Here is a 15,967-nt window from a genome sequence, read left to right as displayed (position 1 = left end):
TCAGGAACAGAGCCACAGTACCGTCTTTCCGTTCGAAGTCACCGCACGGCCGTCAATGCGAAATCCCGCCGTCATCAGCGCCACGTCCATTTCCTGCTCGGACAGATAATTGATCCAGCCTAGCCGATGGAGGTCTTCCGTGGAGTAGCTGCTGCGGTCTTTCACCACATGGCTCACCAGGAAATGCTGGCAATGCCTGCGCACGCTGGAAAAATACGTTGCAGTATCGATATACTCGATCAGCCCCAGCGATACTACGACATCGAAGCTGGTGGGCAATGTATCGTGCGCGGCATCGAATTGCGTTACACGCTCAGATTGCGGCTGCAGATCAAAGCCCGAATAGGAAAAAACAAGACCGCGATTCTTGAGTGCCGTGGCGAGTTTCTCATCTCCACATCCGACATCGGCAAGCAACGCCTCCGGCCCGACTGCGGCAAGCACTGGCGCCAGCAAATCGGCGCATAGTTCCGCCCGATCCAGCCATGCTGCAGAGGTCTGCGCCCCCGTATTGAAGTCAAACTTCGACATAACCCCTACCTTATATTTTCAAATCCCTCTCGCGTCAACGAGAAGACAAGTCATCGGTACCGCGGCCAATGTTGTGACTCGGCCGCCTCAACCTCTGCAAATCTTCAGAGCATCCTGCCTGCCGGCCAACAGCTTTTGCGCATCCACCACCGGCAGCAACTCCCCCCTGTCCTTGAACTGCCGATATCCGTCCTCTAGCGCGAGCGTCAGCAGGCCAGAGCCAGTGCAGGTCTCGAGGTGATCCTCGTCGCTGAACAGCGCCCAATCGTCCTGAAAGTGCAGGTCCGGGCGATTCATGTCGATGAACGGCGTGCCGTACTGCTTGGCCACGCGCTGCATGTCGGCCACGTGAAGGACGAGGCCGTTGCGCTGCTGGAATGCGTAGAGATCCGAACGAACCGGCGGCTGATAGAACACCACCTCGATATCGTGCGCCTTGCCCCAGCGTGCCAGCATGTCGTACAGGCCGTCCCAAGGCGCGGATTCTTCCGTTTCGCGCAGCCGCTGGACTTTGATATTGTCGGCCTTGATTTCGGGCAGTTGATCGCCCTTCGGCGTCAGGCTTCGCGACAGTTCGCGGCGCTCGCCGGTGGGGGTCAGCGCCTTCAGCAACGGATCAGCGTTGATGTCGATGCCCTGCGTGGCCTCGGTCGGTGCTACGTAGTTCGACACGCGCAGGTCCGAGCGGTACTTCAGCAAGTGAGGGTACCAACTGAATTTGCCTGACTTTGGCGCTTCGATGTCAGCCAGCGTCTGGCGCATCGACTCATCGGCGGGCAACCCTTCGTGCAGCGGCATGACCTGCTTGAGCAATGGCAGATACTTGCGATGGTCAGGTTCCGCAAAGAGCCGGCCCGGCTTCCGCAGCAGCAGCGACGATTCGATATACACGCGCTTCATATTCGGAAACGCGTGACGCAGCGCTTCGGCCTGCAGCAACAGCCCGAAGCTTATCTCGCTGTACGAGTTGCCTGACCCGTTGGCGGCATGGGCAATGCCGAAGTGCTCGGGCCGGATCACCTTGCTGCGTGACGTGCCCACATAGCCGCTGGTCACGCTGGCCGCACCCTGGGCACCGCTGAACAGCGCCACGTTGTGTGCGATCGTTTGCGTGCCAATCTCGCGGCCGAAAATGCGCGCGCGCGGAAACTCGGCGTACATCTCCGCCACGGAGTGCGGCATGGCGTCTGCCGTGCGGGCCTCATGCCAGCGCGTCAAACCTTCCAGCGCACCCGCCACGGCCAGCGCCGCGGCAGCGGAGCAGACGGCTACGCGCCACGGGGAGACCCGGGAAGCGATGGCTTCAGAACTGGAAATAGATGAACTCATTGCCGTCGACGAAATAGATCAGCGAAAACGCGGTCAGCATGGCCACTGCAGCCGTGGGCTTCCACACGGGCTGCACGGACATGTCGTACTCGTAGGTGGTCTTGTGCACCAGCCACTGCAGCGGCAGATACAGCAACAACAACTCAAAAAAGACCGGCGCCAGGCGCGTGGCGCTCCAACCCTGCGCAGGCGTGAAGATGCGCGTGAGCATGTCCGCCGCCTCACCGAAGCCCTTGGCGCGGAAGAAGATCCAGGCCACGAACACAACTCCCATCGTCAGGAGCCAGGCCATCGGCTTCCAGCAGAAGAACGCTGCAACAGTACGTGGCACGCGCGACGATTCGAACTGGCGGTTAATGGCCAGCGCACCGCCGTGAATCGCGCCCCAGATGATGAAATTCCAGCTCGCACCATGCCACAGCCCGCCCAGGAGCATCGTCAGCGCGAGGTTGCGCTGCGTCTTCCATTCCTTGTCGGCACGCGAGCCGCCCATCGTGATGTAAAGGTAGTCGCGCAGCCAGTTGCTCAGCGTGATGTGCCAGCGCCGCCAGAAATCGCGGATCGACAGCGACGCATACGGCAGGTTGAAGTTGGCCGGTAGCACAAAGCCGAACATCAGCGCCGCGCCCAGCGCCATCAGGCTGTAGCCCCAGAAGTCGCACAGGATTTGGACGCCGAAGCCCACGGTGGCCATCAGGTTGTCGAAGCCCGAATACTCGGCGGGCTTGCCGAAGATCACGTTGACGAATGGGGCGATGCCATCGGCAATGCCGGTCTTCAGCGCAAAGCCGGCCAGGAACATGTAGCAGCCGTTATAGAACTGCGAGATGTTGAATGTCTGCTTGCGTTGCAACTGCGGCATGAACTGGCCGGCGCGGCAGATTGGGCCAGCGATCAGGTGCGGGAAAAACAGCACGAACAGCGCGAACACGATGGGGTTGCGCTGGTGCTCGATCTTGCCGCGCTGGATATCCGTCAGGTACGAGATCAGCTCGAACGTGTAGAACGAGATTCCCAACGGCAGGATCACCGACAGATGTGGCGTTTCGAACGTTGGCACGAACAGCGAGGCAAGCGCGCCAACGTTGTCGATGAAGAAGTTCGCATACTTGAAGTAGCCAAGCAGCGCCAGATCCAGCACGCAGGCAACGATCAGCCAGTTCTTGTTCCGCGTGACGGCCAGGCGCCTGCCAATTAGCCAGTTGATACCCACCAGCGCCAGCAGCATGACCACGAACACGCGGCTCCACGTCATGTAGAAGTAGACGCTGGCGCCAAACAGCACCCACTGGCGCAGCCGCAGGCTCGGGCTCACCCAATACAGTGCCAGCGACGCCGCCAGCAGCACGATATATTCGATCGAGTTGAACAGCATGTTTCGATCCCGGTTCCTATTTAGACTGCGTTCGTTCAGTGACCCTGCGTGCGGCTCACCGTGATGACGATATTGACCACGCTGACTAGCGCCGTCAGGCCAACGGCGCCAAACAGCGCCGCGCGCAGCCGATCGGAGGCCACGAAATGGCGGCGCATGTTCAGCATCGGCTTTTCGAAGCCATGGAACGACAGCACCGCAAGCACGCCCGACACGCTGAGGTACAGCAGGCCCTGCCACCAGTCACCGCGGCCGATGAACTCCAGCACCATCCACGAAATGAAAAAGTGGATGATGTACAGGCCGTAGCAAAGCTTGCCCGTTTCCGCCAGGAATGCCATGCGAAATAGTGGACCCTTGTTAACGGTGTAGTGCACGACCAGTGCCAGCACGAACGTGACGCCCCACCAGATCCAGCGAAAGTCCACAAGGTGCGACACGCCGTGCTTGAGACACCACCATGCAAAGAACAGAGCCCATGCACTAAGCAGGTAGCGTAGCCCCGTGGTGCCAAAAGCAACCAGCGCGCCCATGGCGATGTACTGCATGTTGCCGTGGGTGGCCTTGAAGATGATCATTCGCCCAGTTGGCAACAGGCCCGCATCAAAGCCCAGCCCAGCCATCACGATCGCCGCCGCCACCAAGGGTAGAAAGCGCGGAGCGCACAGCAGGGCCACCAGTGGCCAGAACATGTAGAACTGTTCTTCGATCGCCAGGGACCACATCACATCGGTACGCATCATCGGCTCGATGCCGACCGCGTACGAATAGTTGTTCACCATCAGCAGGTTGTAGAAGCCAGCCTTTGCAAACGCGGGCCAGCAGATCGCACTGACCCCCAACGCCACCAGCATCAAGGGCCAGATACGGAAGAAACGATTCACATAGAAGTGGCTCAGGTAGTTGTCCTGCCCACGTCCGTTGACCAGGATGCGCGTGATCAGATAGCCGCTGATGATGAAGAACAGCACCACGCCATGGAAACCGTAGCCGGAGAACGTCGACGGCATCCACTGCCAGAGTACCGTACCATGGCAAATCATGACCCAAAGTATCGATAGCCCGCGCAGTTCATCGAGCCCACCAATACGGACTTGCGACTGACTGGCGTCCTGCGTCGTCGGCCCGCCTTGTCCGCGTGCCAACGCCGGCAACGGCTGGGTCAAATTGGATTGCATGTTTCCTCTCTTCAAATCTTCTTGTCGTCGGCCAGGGTCGGCGCCTTCCCGAAGGGCGCTGGTTGCCGGTGCCGCTGTCTAGCCGCTAGCCCTGCGCGACGCCGCGCGCCTGCGCGAATACGTCGAGCACCTGCTGGCGCAAGCTATCCAGCGAATAGTCCTGTCGCGCCCGCGCCTGCGCGGCAGACACGAGTGCGTTGCGCTTCTCGGCAGATTCCACCAGTTCTGCCAGTGCCGCATACCAGTCTTGCGGACGCTGCACCAGCACACCGCAGCCGTCGGCGGCGCAGCCATCATAGATGGTGCCCCCCGTCGCCACGACCGCCGCACCGACCGAGGTGTACTCCACCCACTTCGTGTTTGCCTTCACGGCGTTGAATGGCGTGTCGGCCAGCGGGCAAATGCCGATGTTCCATCCCAGCGAGGCAAACTTGGCCATGAACTTCTGGTAGCCCAGCACCGGCGCATGCGTGATGACGCGGTTGCCGAATACGTCCAGCGCAGCCGGCTTGGGAATCGACCCGAACAGTTCGAAGCGGACGTTGGGGTACGTCTTCAGCAATTGCACCAGCGCCGGCACCACGATCTCGAAATCATGGGCGTGGTCGAAACCCATGTACCCCACGCGCACTTCGGTCCGTGGCTTGGGTGGCGGCACAAGCACATCGGTCGTGCAATACACCTTGCCAGCCCGGGCTTGCCCGCCGATATGCTGCGCCATGCGCTGACGCAACGGTTCGGTGGAGCAGTACACCAGGTCGACGTCGCGCAGCAGCCCGCTCACCGAGGCCAGTCTGCGCGGATCGTTGTGCATGGCGAACTTGGCGGCGCCCAGTTCGCGCGGCACATTGAGCAGGTCGTCGTCGATGTGATAGATCACCGGCACGCCTTGCGCGCGCGCGATGTCGCGCAACGCATCGCCGTGGGGGCCGCTGTAGCGGCAGAACACCACCAAGGTCGGGCGGAACGCCTCGAACCGCTGGCGCATCCACTTGCGCGCCCGCGACTTCCAGCGCCATCCGCCAAAAGCCTCAGTCATCTGTTTTTCCGAAACTACGTCGACGGCCATCTCGCCAGAATTGATCAGCGGCTCCAGCGGCTTGATGAAACTGAGCTGCAGCGTCGGAATAAAATTATTTGCAACAAACAGAACCCGTTGCGATGCGGCGGGGTTGCCCGGCGGCATATGCGGCGTCCAGCGCCCCAGAAGTCGGCTCAAGCCTATTTTGAGAATTCGCCGCGCGGATTTCAGCGAATTTCTGCCTAACCCCAGCCCTCTGTACAAACTGCGCCGTGAAGACACTGCCGGTCGGAAAGTGCGCAGCTTGAAGCGCTCCCAGCGAACGTCGAGCACATCGAGCACCTGCGACTTTTGCGCCTCAATAGAATATGTACTGCGGCAATGCGCCTGTGCTTGCCGAATGTAGCTTTGACGTAGCTCCGTATCGAAGAGCAACCTCCGAAGTGCCTCGTACCATTGACCGTCTCCGACTAATGTGCCCGTCCCGGGGGGCATTGCCGCCCGATATACGGGGTTATCTGACGCCACCAACGGTACGCCCGCAGACGTGTATTCGACGAACTTCGTTGCTGACTTGCAGCGATTGAAGGGGGCATCAATCAAAGGTGCCAATCCAATCGTCCAGCCCAAAGACTTCAATTGCCCAAGGAACTCGTGGTAAGAACTGACAACCTTATGACTTGTCACGCGTTCAGCAAAACGCTCCATTTCCGCCGGCATTTGGATCGTACCGAATGTCTCGAACCGCAATGTCGGATTTTCTTCCATCAGGCGTACGATCGCTGGTACGGCCAGTGCGAGATCAACGCCATGCCCCTTGGAACCCATGTAGCCGATTACCGCCGCGGATTCGGTCACAGACTCGACGTTAGCGAGAAGATCGCCCTGATAAGGCGATGCAATTTTCCCAAAGGCCATTTTCGACTGGCTGGGCACCTTTGCACGAATCGTTTCCAGCAACGGCGCGGTGGAAAGGTAAACACGGTTGGCACGGGCTACCAGGTCTCGCCGTTCGCGCACGACCTCGACGTTCCCCTGCCGGCGTACGATCTCCTCGCCAAGCGATTCGGGTATGTCCAGCAAGTCGTCGTCGAGGTGATAAACAACCGGTACACCCGCCTCTTGAAGCCACTTCATGATGACTACGCCACCGGGTAGCGCATAACGAGTCATCACCACCACGTCAGGACGAAGCGCATCACACCAAGTGCGCAGTGCAGCGTCTAGCTCTTTTTTGGTGGGCTTCGCCCCTAAAACTGCCTCGACGCGCCGTTGAGAGACGACGCCGAAATTGAGCCTGCCCTCTCCATGCAACGCTTTCAGTGGTACATCAAAATAGATGTAGTACGTCGCGTTCACATGTTCAGTAAAAACAAGCACGTTGCGCATGCCCTCATTCCCGTCGAATAAAAGATCGAACAGGTCAGCAAATCGGGGAGCAAGATGCTTCCGATCAATGCCAGAGGGCATGGCAGGCGAATTCACGGGGCGTTGCAAACTCATGCAGCTTCTTTCTTCTCCGCGGCCAAGCGGGCTTCGTATTCCTTGATCGCCTTCTGGCGCACGCGCTTCAACGCGTAGACTTCCTTATGCGGCACGTAGCTGGAAAGCTTGTCGCGTGCCGCGTTCTTCTTGTCGAAGATCGGCAGCAGCCACCTGGGAAGCAGGTGACGGTACTTCAGGTCCGCAACCAGCGACGGTCGCAGGTAGCCCAGTTCGATTTCCTTGCGCACCTGGTCCCAAGACAGCTTGCCGTCACGCAGCATCATGCGGACCTCGTCGAACCACAGATAGCCATTGGCGTTACCGCAGCACGTCCACGGTTGCGTATAGACGTCGGTGTAGTGGATCAGGCGCGTCTCGGAATCATAGTGCTCCAGACTGTTCCATTCGAACGGCACGCCGTACTTGACCTCTTCCTCGGGAAGGATGCACATGTCGTACATCAGTTCCTCGTAGTCGTAGCGCTCTTCATCCATGCCCGCCACGATCTTCTCGACGTCCCAGTCCAGGTTGCCGCAGTCGAGCAGCATCACTGCGCACTGCTTCTTGCGTTTTTTCGGCGCGCCAGTCTTGCGCAGCGTGTCTTCCTCGAACTTCACTTCCTTCTGGATGACGATCTTCGCGCCATCGAACGGGATGTCCCACAGTTCGCGGATATCGCGGAACACCAGCATGTCGGCGTCCATGTAGATCGCCTTGCCCTGATATCCGGCCAGCTTCGGAATGCAGAAGCGGCTGAACGAGAACCCGGTGCGCTGGCTGTTACGCGGATCCTTGGGCATCGGCACCGGCAGGTCCAGCATCGGGATCACCTCGACCTGGGCAGTCGTGTGGCGCTTGATCGAGTGTTCGAGCACCGGTACCGCCAGCATCTGCGAGCGGTCCACCCCGACGTACACGCGAATCACTTCATCTTTTGGCATTGCAATCCCCCTTCAGGAAGGTTGAACCGCCACGAATTCCACACGCGCCCACGCAACCAGTTGCGCCAGGCCCGTCGCCACGTCTACCTTAGGCGTCCAGTCCAGCAACTGATGCGCAGCGCGAATATCCGCAGCAGCGTAGCGAATGTCACCCACGCGGAATGCGCCGGTGATCGAAAGCGACTCGGGGGCGCGGCCAATATTATCGATGAGCACCCTGGCCGCTTGCAGGATGGTCACTGGCTCTCCGGAGCCGATATCCAGGATAGTGCCGTGAGGCAGGTCGCGCGGACCGGCTGCGACCAGCGCGTTCACGACGTCGTCGACGAAGACGAAATCGCGCGCGATCTCGCCGTCCTCATAAATATTCAGATTCTTGCCGGACAGCAGTTGCTGCGCGAAAATCGACAGCACGCCTGTGTACGGGTTGCGCAGCGACTGGCCCGGGCCATAGACGTTCTGGAAACGCAGGATCGTGGCGTTCCATTTTGCACCTTCGCCAGCCTGGCGCAGCAGGTATTCCTGCATCAGCTTGGTCGATGCATAGACCGATGCCGGCGCAGGCGGCAGGCCCGCATGGCTCGGAATCGGCCGTGCCGGGAGCCGCGCGCTGACCGGCAGCGGCACCTCGAAGTTGCCCCGGCCCATCCGCTCGGCATTGCGCGGCAGGCCAACGAATTCGCGCCCGTCGGCATCGGCGTAACCTCCCTCGCCGTATACCGCGCGCGACGCGGCCAGCACCACGCGCTGCACGTAGGCACCCGCCTCAGTACGCATCGCCTCGATCAGATGCGCCGTACCGCCTACGTTGACATCGCAATAGCGCGACACCTCGTCATATGACTGGCCCGTGCCAGTTTCGGCCGCCAGGTGATACACCAGCGTCGGCGTGGATTGCGCCACCGCGTTGCGCACGGTAGCGGCATCCTTCACATCGCCGCGCAGGAACGCCACGCCAGCCGGAAAAATTGGTGCCTTGGCATCGGGGCCATGCACCTGCGGATGCAAGTTGTCCAGCACCCAGATGCGCGCGTCCGGCATCGACTGCAACAGTGCCTTCACGAGGCGGGTACCAATGAAGCCGGCGCCGCCGGTAATCAGAATGCGTTGCGTCATGTCTTTTCAACCATGGGCCGTTCGGCCTTCTCAAACAGCGTCTCAATAATCCGGGCGGCCGCGTCACCAGGCACGATCACGCGCTCCACAAACTGGCGACTACTGGTAACCAATTGCGCCCTGCCGCTCTCGTCCAAGCAGGCCGCTACGAAATTGAGCCAGTCGTCGCTGGCGATGATCGTGGGTAACGGCGCGTAGTTATCCAATGGCAAGTCAAAGCCGACCACCGCTGAAGGCAGGCCCGCGCGGGCCGCATCCAATGCTACCGTGGATGGCGACGTGATCACTCCCTGCATGTGGCCAAGCAGGTCGTTGGCCGTGACACCCTCCCACTGGACGTCGGACGGATCGGCAACGAGCAGATTCGGCGCCACGGGCTTGTCGCCCTTGTGGCGCGAGGTCAGCCAGCGCCCCGCGTTATGCGGCTTGACCAGGAACGTGACATCGGGAAAGGCCCGGGCGATCTTCTCCACGCTTTCGAGGAAGAACGCCCGATAAGCTTCCGAATAGCGGTGCCAATGCAAGTTCTCGAACACCCCGATCAGCGGCTTGTCGTCGGGCACAGACGACGGCAGCGGCCGTGGGTTCCCGGCCACGGGCTTGGGCGTGCCGGCGGCCACGCACTTGGCGCGGTTGTCGTTGCGGATGCCAGGATGAAGTTGGTCGAGCGTGCCCCACGTGAAGATACGCGATGCGGCAAACTCGATACGGTCGATGCAATGCACCTCATCGGTGTAGGTCAGGCCGACGTTTTCGTAACCATGCTGCAGCGTGGCCGTCGTCACCCCCGTCTTGCAGGCGCGACGGGTCAACTGATGCGCAAAACGGTGTGGACCAAGGCTGGTTTCCGCAATCGTCAGCAACGCACGCACGCTGGACGGTATCTCCACGTTAGTCATGGCGTGCGGCTCGTCATTGATCAAGCGCACGGGTACACCGAGACCGTGCAATGCGGTCAGTGCGTAGGGCCAGCGGCGCGCCATTGAGGTACTAGCCCATACGGCGGTCTCGATTTGCCGCGCGCGTGCGGCGCCCACCAGCGGCGCGATCAGTTCCACATCCTGTACCAGATTCGCCACCACAAGCAGTTCCGGCGTGGCAGCTTGGCGTGCCGGCGGCTGTGTGCGCACGCGGGTGAGCACCTCCAGCCAGCGCTCGCCAATGGCCGGCTGGCCGAACAGCGCATTGGCGATCGCCTGGCCCTGCGCGGCCTGTGCGGCACCGAGTGCCGGATCCTTCAGATATGCGACGATGCCTTCGTAAAAACCTTCGGTGCGGATACAGCGACGCAACGGCTCCAGCGCCGGTGTGTACGTGGCCACGACGGGAACGTTTGCCTGCAGCGCCAGCACCGTACGGTTGGCCGACTTGCAGATGCTGAACGGATCGCGGCTGTTCGGCACCAGTACTACGGCGGCGCGCGACAACTCCTGCTGCACGGCCTCGCTCGACCACTCCACGTATCGGGAAGGAATGCGGATCGGGTGGATCAGCTCGGCGTACTTCTTCACGCTATTGCTGACGACAACGAGCTCGACATGGCATTCCGCCGCCACTCGCTCCAGGTCGGCCTGGATATCGACCAGATCCACCATACCGAAACGGCCATGCACGGCGCCATGGTTGCCGAACCAGAGCAGACGCCGAGCATCCGGTGCCGCGGGAGTGTTGCCTGCTACCGGGTACTCGACAGCTGCCGGCTCCGGTTTTCTGGCCACGCGGGACGGACGCCCCTGCACCCGCGCCCGCGCGGTCTCGAATACGAAATAGGCTCGCTTGTACCACCACGAGGGCTTAAGCGGCTGCAGCGTGGTCCGCACGGCCCGACGCACGGGCGCGCTACGGGCAACCTTGCGCACCATCCGGCCGGTCAGCACGTGCACCTTCCCCGAGCGCATCAGCGCCAGACCATTGAGCACTTTCGGCGAATAGCGCAGGCGCCTGAATAGTGGCTGCGCACGCACGCGTCGCTTGGCCTCTTCCATGGCTGAGGCGGCGTCGGCGATCAGCGCGGGCTGCTCGATGCCGTCGGGAACCACGAAGACTGGCACGTCGCTGCCCAGGTGCACGCAGACCGCATCGGCCAACGGCTGGGTCGTCACCACCACCGCAGAGAGCAGTCCGGCCAAGCCCTGCAGCACGGGGGCCGGCGACAGGCTGCCATTGCGGTTGTAGCTGTCGACGAAGATGTTGTCGCACAGGTCGAAGATGACCGGAATCCCGCGCTGGGCGGCCGTATGGGCCAGTGCCACATCCTGCACGGAGAAAGCCTTGACGATCACCAGTACGTCGAGGCCATCGAGCTGATCCGACGTGCCGGCGGCGAAGACATGGCTCTCCACATCGCTGCCGCGCAGTGCCAGCAACGGGAACAACGCGCGATAGCGAATGCTGGCAATGCGATTGCTCAGCGATGTCACTTTCCAGCCAACAGTCAGGCGCTTTGTCATGGGAGTCAGGCGAAGACTTCCGCTTGCTTAAGCGGGACGGCCGCCGCATCCTTGGCCGACAGCACGGGGGTGCCGTCGAACGGCCATTCGATCGCCAGATCCGGATCGTTCCAGATAATGCTGCGTTCGAACTGGGGCGAGTAATAGTCGGTGGTCTTGTAAAGGAATTCGGCGGACTCGCTCAGCACCACGAACCCGTGGGCAAAGCCTTCGGGCACCCACAGTTGCCGCTTGTTCTGCGCGGACAGGCGCACGCCGACCCACTGGCCAAACGTGGGCGAGCTGCGACGAATATCCACGGCGACATCGAAGACCTCGCCGGACACCACGCGCACAAGCTTGCCCTGCGGATTGTTGATCTGGTAGTGCAGGCCACGCAGCACACCGTGTGCGGAGCGCGAATGGTTGTCCTGCACGAACGGGCGCTGCACGCCAGTGGCCTCCCCGAACTCGCGTGCATTGAAGCTCTCGAAGAAAAAACCGCGGTCGTCGCCGAATACCTTCGGCTCCAGGATCACCACGTCGTCGATTTTGGTACGTACGATGTTCATTTGATCGATTCCGAGATGATGTGCTTCAGGTACTTGCCGTAGCCGTTCTTGGCCAGCGGCTCGGCCAGCGCCGCCACATCCTCGGCCGTGATCCACTTACTACGGAACGCGATTTCTTCGGGGCAGGCCACCATCAGGCCCTGGCGGCTTTGTAGCGTGGCAATGAAGCTGGCGGCCTCCAGTAGGGAGTCGTGCGTGCCCGTGTCCAGCCATGCATAGCCGCGGCCCATAATCTCGACTTCAAGCTGCCCGAGTTCTAGGTAGCGCTTGTTGACGTCGGTGATCTCGAGTTCGCCGCGCGCCGAGGGGCGAATGTCCCGGGCAATGTCGCAGACCTGGCTATCATAGAAATACAACCCGGTAACCGCGTAGTTCGAGCGGGGCTTGGCCGGCTTCTCCTCGAGGGACAGTGCCTTGAATTTCTCGTCGAAGTCCACCACGCCGTAGCGCTCGGGATCATGTACGTGATAGGCAAAAACGGTCGCGCCGTCGGCACGCCGTGCCGACTGCTCCAGCTGACGCACCAAATCGTGGCCGTGGAAAATATTGTCGCCAAGAATCAGTGTGGAAGGATCATTGCCGATGAAATCGCGGCCAATGATGAACGCCTGCGCCAACCCATCCGGTGACGGCTGCACCGCGTATTGCAGGTTGATTCCCCACTTGCTTCCGTCGCCGAGCATGTCGGCAAAGCGCGGGGTATCTTCCGGCGTCGAGATAATGAGGATGTCACGAATCCCTGCCAGCATCAGCGTGGACAGCGGATAGTAGATCATCGGCTTGTCGTACACAGGCAGGAGCTGCTTCGACACCGAACGAGTGATCGGATAAAGCCGCGTGCCGGAGCCTCCAGCCAGGATAATGCCTTTGCGCATAGTGCCCGTATCAAGAAAGGACTTGGTCAAGCAGGTGATGCATACCTTGCTGCCAGTCGGGAAGATGAATATCAAAGGTCGAGCGTAACTTGCTCGTGTTCAACCGCGAGTTCGCCGGCCGCGGGGCAGGTAGCGGGTAGGCGGTGGCGGGAATCGCCTCGATGGCTTCCGGATCGACCTTCAGTGCCACGCCCTTGGCCGCAGCATATCGCAGCACCTCGGTTGCATAGCCATGCCACGACGTCTCGCCCGATGCAGCAAGATGATAGGTGCCGACGGGGAATGCCTCGCGATCACCATGAAGCCAATGGCGATCGACGATGTGCGCGGTCACGTCCGCAATCAGCGACGCGGTCGTCGGCGCACCGAACTGGTCGGCGATCACGCGCAGCGACTCGCGCTCGCGTCCGAGTTTCAGCATGGTCTTGGCAAAGTTGCCACCGTGCGCCCCGGCGACCCAGCACGTGCGCAGCACGATAGCTTGCGCACCGGCTTCGGCAATCGCCTGTTCGCCGGCGAACTTACTCTTGCCATAGACCGATAGCGGGCTCACCGCATCGGTCTCTACGTAAGGTGAGTCACCCGTGCCGGCATAGACGTAGTCGGTAGAGTAATGCACGAGCAGGCCACCAACCGCGCGCGCCTCTTCCGCCAGGATGCCCGGCGCCACGCCATTGATGGCGAATGCCACTTCGGCCTCCGTCTCGGCCTTATCTACTGCGGTGTACGCGGCCGGGTTGACAATAATGTCGGGCCGTACGTCGCGCACCGCCTGGCGAAGTGCATCGGGATTCGCCAGGTCGCAGCCGGCACGATCCAGTGCTACTACTCGGCCTAGCGGCGCCAGGCTCCGGCGCAGTTCGAATCCGACCTGACCGTTGCTTCCTGTTACAAGTATCGTTGGGACGGGAGGGTACTTATGCTGCATATTGCTTCGCAACCCAGTTCCGATATTCGCCAGACATCACGTCCTCGACCCAGTCCTGGTTTTTCAGGTACCACTGCACGGTCTTGCGCAAGCCGGTTTCGAACGTTTCCGCCGGCGTCCAGCCCAGTTCGCGCTCGAGTTTACGGGCATCGATAGCGTAGCGGCGGTCGTGGCCGGGGCGATCCTTTACGAACGTGATCTGATCCCGGTATGACCCCTGCGCCTTAGGCTTGAGCTCGTCCAGCAAGTCGCACACCGTATGCACTACGTCAAGATTCGTCTTCTCGTTCCAGCCGCCGACGTTGTAGGTCTCGCCCAAACGGCCCCGCGCCAGCACTTCGCGGATCGCGCTGCAGTGGTCGCCTACGTAGAGCCAGTCGCGCACGTTTTGCCCGTCGCCATACACCGGCAGTGCCTTGCCCGTGAGCGCATTCGTGATGATGAGCGGGATCAGCTTCTCGGGAAAATGGAAGGGACCATAATTGTTAGAACAGTTGGTCGTCACCACCGGCATGCCATAGGTGTGGTGATACGCGCGCACCAAGTGATCGGACGCGGCCTTCGACGCCGAGTACGGGCTGTTAGGGGCGTAAGCCGTGAGCTCGGAAAATTGCGGATCTGTCGGCCCAAGTGAACCAAAGACTTCGTCCGTGGAAACGTGGAGAAATCGGAAAGCGGCCTTTGTGGCCCCGTCCAAACTACCCCAGTAGGCACGCGCGGCTTCCAGCAGCGTGAACGTGCCGACGATATTGGTCTGAATAAATTCACCCGGGCCGTGAATTGACCGGTCAACATGGCTTTCCGCCGCGAAATGCACAATGGCACGCGGCTTGTATTCATTCAACAGACTATCCAGGGAGGCACGGTCGCAAATGTCGCTCTGCGAAAAGACGTGGCGCTCATCGCCTTCCAGCGACGCCAATGTCTTGAGATTCCCGGCATACGTCAGCTTGTCCACATTGACAACACTGTCCGCACCCGCTTGTGCGAGCCAGTTGAGGATGAAATTCGCCCCAATAAACCCGGCCCCGCCTGTAACTAGAATGTGCGACAAAACTCTTGCTCCCTGCTTATCGATATGTTGCGAGTGCCCGACAATAGCCAGCTGCCGCCTGATCCAGTGGGGGGATAGCGGTCTTTTTAAGTCCTGTTGGAAGTGGCGCTATTCTAGCTGACCAAGCCCCCCTTCCCTGATGTGGAGACCAACTTTTTGTAGCCTGTTGTAACGATTATCCAAATCAGCGAGCCGAGGCGCGGAAAATGTGCCTCTGGCACTTTTATCGCTTCATATCGATCCGTCAACCCTCGATGCCCATTCATCATCTTTTGTCCGACAGCCATTTTGCCATCGGCGACCTCCAGGGCTGCGCTCCGTCCCTGACCTCTCTCCTCGCCCAACTTCCGCCCACCGCTTCCCTCTGCTTTGTCGGCGACCTGGTCAACCGGGGACCAGCGTCGCTTCAGACGCTTCGCATGGTCAAGGACATGGCGCCGCGTGCTCGAACCGTGCTGGGCAACCACGACATCCACCTGCTGGCCGTCGCCGCCGGCGTGCGCAAGAAGAGCAAGTCCGACACGCTAGACGACATCCTCGCCGCGCCCGATTGTGATGACTTACTCACCTGGCTGCGCAATCAGCCCTTGGCGATCCTGGAAGATAACTTCCTGATCGTCCACGCCGGCGTCCTGCCGCAATGGACGGCGAGCCAGGTTGTCGATCTGGCGAGCGAAGTGGAAGCAGAATTGCAGGGCCCCAACTGGCAGGACTTCCTCGGCAATGTCTTCGGCAACGCCGCGGACCGCTGGCAAGACGACCTGACCGGCATCCACCGCCACCGCGTGGTCGTGAATGCCCTCACCCGCCTCCGCTTCTGTTCTGCGGACGGAGTCATGGATCTCAAAACCAAGGAAGGTCCGGGCGGCGCGCCAAACGGCGTCATGCCCTGGTTCGATGTGCCCGGCCGCCGCACCGCCGATGTCACCGTGGTCTGCGGACACTGGTCCACGCTCGGACTGGTCACGCGGCCCAACCTCATGGCGCTCGATACCGGTTGTGTCTGGGGTGGCAAGCTGACGGCCGCCCGACTCGCATCCGATCCGGCGTACCGGACCATCGTCCAGGTCGATTGCCCGCAGTATTCTGATCCGCTCGCCTGAGTCCGTCAGCCCCGCGCCAGCGGGGAAGCC

At 61.0% G+C, this 15,967-nt stretch carries 13 protein-coding genes; 1 reads left to right on the top strand and 12 read right to left on the bottom strand.

The window, feature by feature from the left end; genetic code table 11:
* From AB4120_RS00160 to rfbB, 12 genes are all read right to left on the bottom strand, one after another.
* Window positions 1-531: a methyltransferase domain-containing protein gene (locus tag AB4120_RS00160; protein ID WP_441641680.1), complete on the bottom strand. Its 531-nt coding sequence runs from the start codon at window positions 529-531 to the stop codon at window positions 1-3.
* An 87-nt stretch (window positions 532-618) separates the two neighbouring features.
* Window positions 619-1,860, bottom strand: coding sequence for a hypothetical protein (locus AB4120_RS00155; protein ID WP_441641679.1), 1,242 nt, complete (start codon window positions 1,858-1,860; stop codon window positions 619-621).
* A complete protein-coding gene (locus AB4120_RS00150; RefSeq protein WP_441641678.1) occupies window positions 1,835-3,235 on the bottom strand; it encodes an MBOAT family O-acyltransferase in 1,401 nt (466 codons plus the stop codon). Before AB4120_RS00150 ends, AB4120_RS00155 begins: the two co-directional genes overlap by 26 nt.
* A 35-nt stretch (window positions 3,236-3,270) precedes the next feature.
* The gene (locus tag AB4120_RS00145; protein WP_441641677.1) at window positions 3,271-4,413 is read right to left on the bottom strand and encodes an acyltransferase family protein; all 1,143 of its coding nucleotides are present in this window, start codon (window positions 4,411-4,413) and stop codon (window positions 3,271-3,273) included.
* A gap of 85 nt (window positions 4,414-4,498) precedes the next feature.
* Window positions 4,499-6,937, bottom strand: a complete 2,439-nt coding sequence (locus AB4120_RS00140) for a glycosyltransferase family protein (protein ID WP_441641676.1) — start codon at window positions 6,935-6,937, stop codon at window positions 4,499-4,501.
* Window positions 6,934-7,860, bottom strand: a complete 927-nt coding sequence (locus tag AB4120_RS00135; RefSeq protein ID WP_441641675.1) for a glycosyltransferase — start codon at window positions 7,858-7,860, stop codon at window positions 6,934-6,936. Before AB4120_RS00135 ends, AB4120_RS00140 begins: the two co-directional genes overlap by 4 nt.
* Window positions 7,861-7,872: 12 nt before the next feature.
* Complete coding sequence (locus tag AB4120_RS00130) at window positions 7,873-8,976, bottom strand: NAD-dependent epimerase/dehydratase family protein (RefSeq protein ID WP_441641674.1); 1,104 nt, start codon at window positions 8,974-8,976, stop codon at window positions 7,873-7,875.
* Window positions 8,973-11,426 (bottom strand): hypothetical protein, encoded by a 2,454-nt coding sequence (locus AB4120_RS00125; protein ID WP_441641673.1) that lies wholly within the window; start codon window positions 11,424-11,426, stop codon window positions 8,973-8,975. Before AB4120_RS00125 ends, AB4120_RS00130 begins: the two co-directional genes overlap by 4 nt.
* Window positions 11,427-11,431: 5 nt before the next feature.
* The gene (gene rfbC, locus AB4120_RS00120) at window positions 11,432-11,977 is read right to left on the bottom strand and encodes a dTDP-4-dehydrorhamnose 3,5-epimerase (protein ID WP_250024752.1); all 546 of its coding nucleotides are present in this window, start codon (window positions 11,975-11,977) and stop codon (window positions 11,432-11,434) included.
* The gene (gene rfbA, locus AB4120_RS00115) at window positions 11,974-12,852 is read right to left on the bottom strand and encodes a glucose-1-phosphate thymidylyltransferase RfbA (protein ID WP_250025365.1); all 879 of its coding nucleotides are present in this window, start codon (window positions 12,850-12,852) and stop codon (window positions 11,974-11,976) included. The genes rfbC and rfbA overlap by 4 nt, the downstream gene beginning before the upstream one ends.
* Window positions 12,853-12,862: 10 nt before the next feature.
* Window positions 12,863-13,780 (bottom strand): dTDP-4-dehydrorhamnose reductase, encoded by a 918-nt coding sequence (gene rfbD, locus AB4120_RS00110; RefSeq protein WP_441641672.1) that lies wholly within the window; start codon window positions 13,778-13,780, stop codon window positions 12,863-12,865.
* Window positions 13,770-14,834 carry a dTDP-glucose 4,6-dehydratase gene (rfbB, locus tag AB4120_RS00105; protein WP_441641671.1) on the bottom strand — a complete coding sequence of 355 codons (1,065 nt, stop codon included), beginning with the start codon at window positions 14,832-14,834 and terminating at the stop codon, window positions 13,770-13,772. The genes rfbD and rfbB overlap by 11 nt, the downstream gene beginning before the upstream one ends.
* A gap of 254 nt (window positions 14,835-15,088) precedes the next feature.
* Between rfbB and AB4120_RS00100 the strand changes: the two genes are divergently transcribed.
* A complete protein-coding gene (locus tag AB4120_RS00100) occupies window positions 15,089-15,937 on the top strand; it encodes a symmetrical bis(5'-nucleosyl)-tetraphosphatase (protein WP_441641789.1) in 849 nt (282 codons plus the stop codon).
* Window positions 15,938-15,967: the final 30 nt, after the last annotated feature.

This window comes from Cupriavidus sp. 2KB_3 (assembly GCF_052115685.1).
GTDB classification, from domain to species: Bacteria; Pseudomonadota; Gammaproteobacteria; order Burkholderiales; family Burkholderiaceae; genus Cupriavidus; species Cupriavidus campinensis.
This window is presented reverse-complemented; position numbering and strand designations above follow the sequence as displayed.

What these genes read in the sequence shown, in the direction of transcription:
- AB4120_RS00145 (WP_441641677.1), bottom strand. Translation starts at nt 4,413, where the DNA reads ATGCAATCCAATTTGACCCAGCCGTTGCCGGCGTTGGCACGCGGACAA.
- AB4120_RS00150 (WP_441641678.1), bottom strand. Translation starts at nt 3,235, where the DNA reads ATGCTGTTCAACTCGATCGAATATATCGTGCTGCTGGCGGCGTCGCTG.
- rfbC (WP_250024752.1), bottom strand. Translation starts at nt 11,977, where the DNA reads ATGAACATCGTACGTACCAAAATCGACGACGTGGTGATCCTGGAGCCG.
- AB4120_RS00125 (WP_441641673.1), bottom strand. Translation starts at nt 11,426, where the DNA reads ATGACAAAGCGCCTGACTGTTGGCTGGAAAGTGACATCGCTGAGCAAT.
- rfbD (WP_441641672.1), bottom strand. Translation starts at nt 13,780, where the DNA reads ATGCAGCATAAGTACCCTCCCGTCCCAACGATACTTGTAACAGGAAGC.
- AB4120_RS00135 (WP_441641675.1), bottom strand. Translation starts at nt 7,860, where the DNA reads ATGCCAAAAGATGAAGTGATTCGCGTGTACGTCGGGGTGGACCGCTCG.
- AB4120_RS00130 (WP_441641674.1), bottom strand. Translation starts at nt 8,976, where the DNA reads ATGACGCAACGCATTCTGATTACCGGCGGCGCCGGCTTCATTGGTACC.
- AB4120_RS00155 (WP_441641679.1), bottom strand. Translation starts at nt 1,860, where the DNA reads ATGAGTTCATCTATTTCCAGTTCTGAAGCCATCGCTTCCCGGGTCTCC.
- AB4120_RS00140 (WP_441641676.1), bottom strand. Translation starts at nt 6,937, where the DNA reads ATGAGTTTGCAACGCCCCGTGAATTCGCCTGCCATGCCCTCTGGCATT.
- rfbA (WP_250025365.1), bottom strand. Translation starts at nt 12,852, where the DNA reads ATGCGCAAAGGCATTATCCTGGCTGGAGGCTCCGGCACGCGGCTTTAT.
- AB4120_RS00160 (WP_441641680.1), bottom strand. Translation starts at nt 531, where the DNA reads ATGTCGAAGTTTGACTTCAATACGGGGGCGCAGACCTCTGCAGCATGG.
- AB4120_RS00100 (WP_441641789.1), top strand. Translation starts at nt 15,089, where the DNA reads ATGCCCATTCATCATCTTTTGTCCGACAGCCATTTTGCCATCGGCGAC.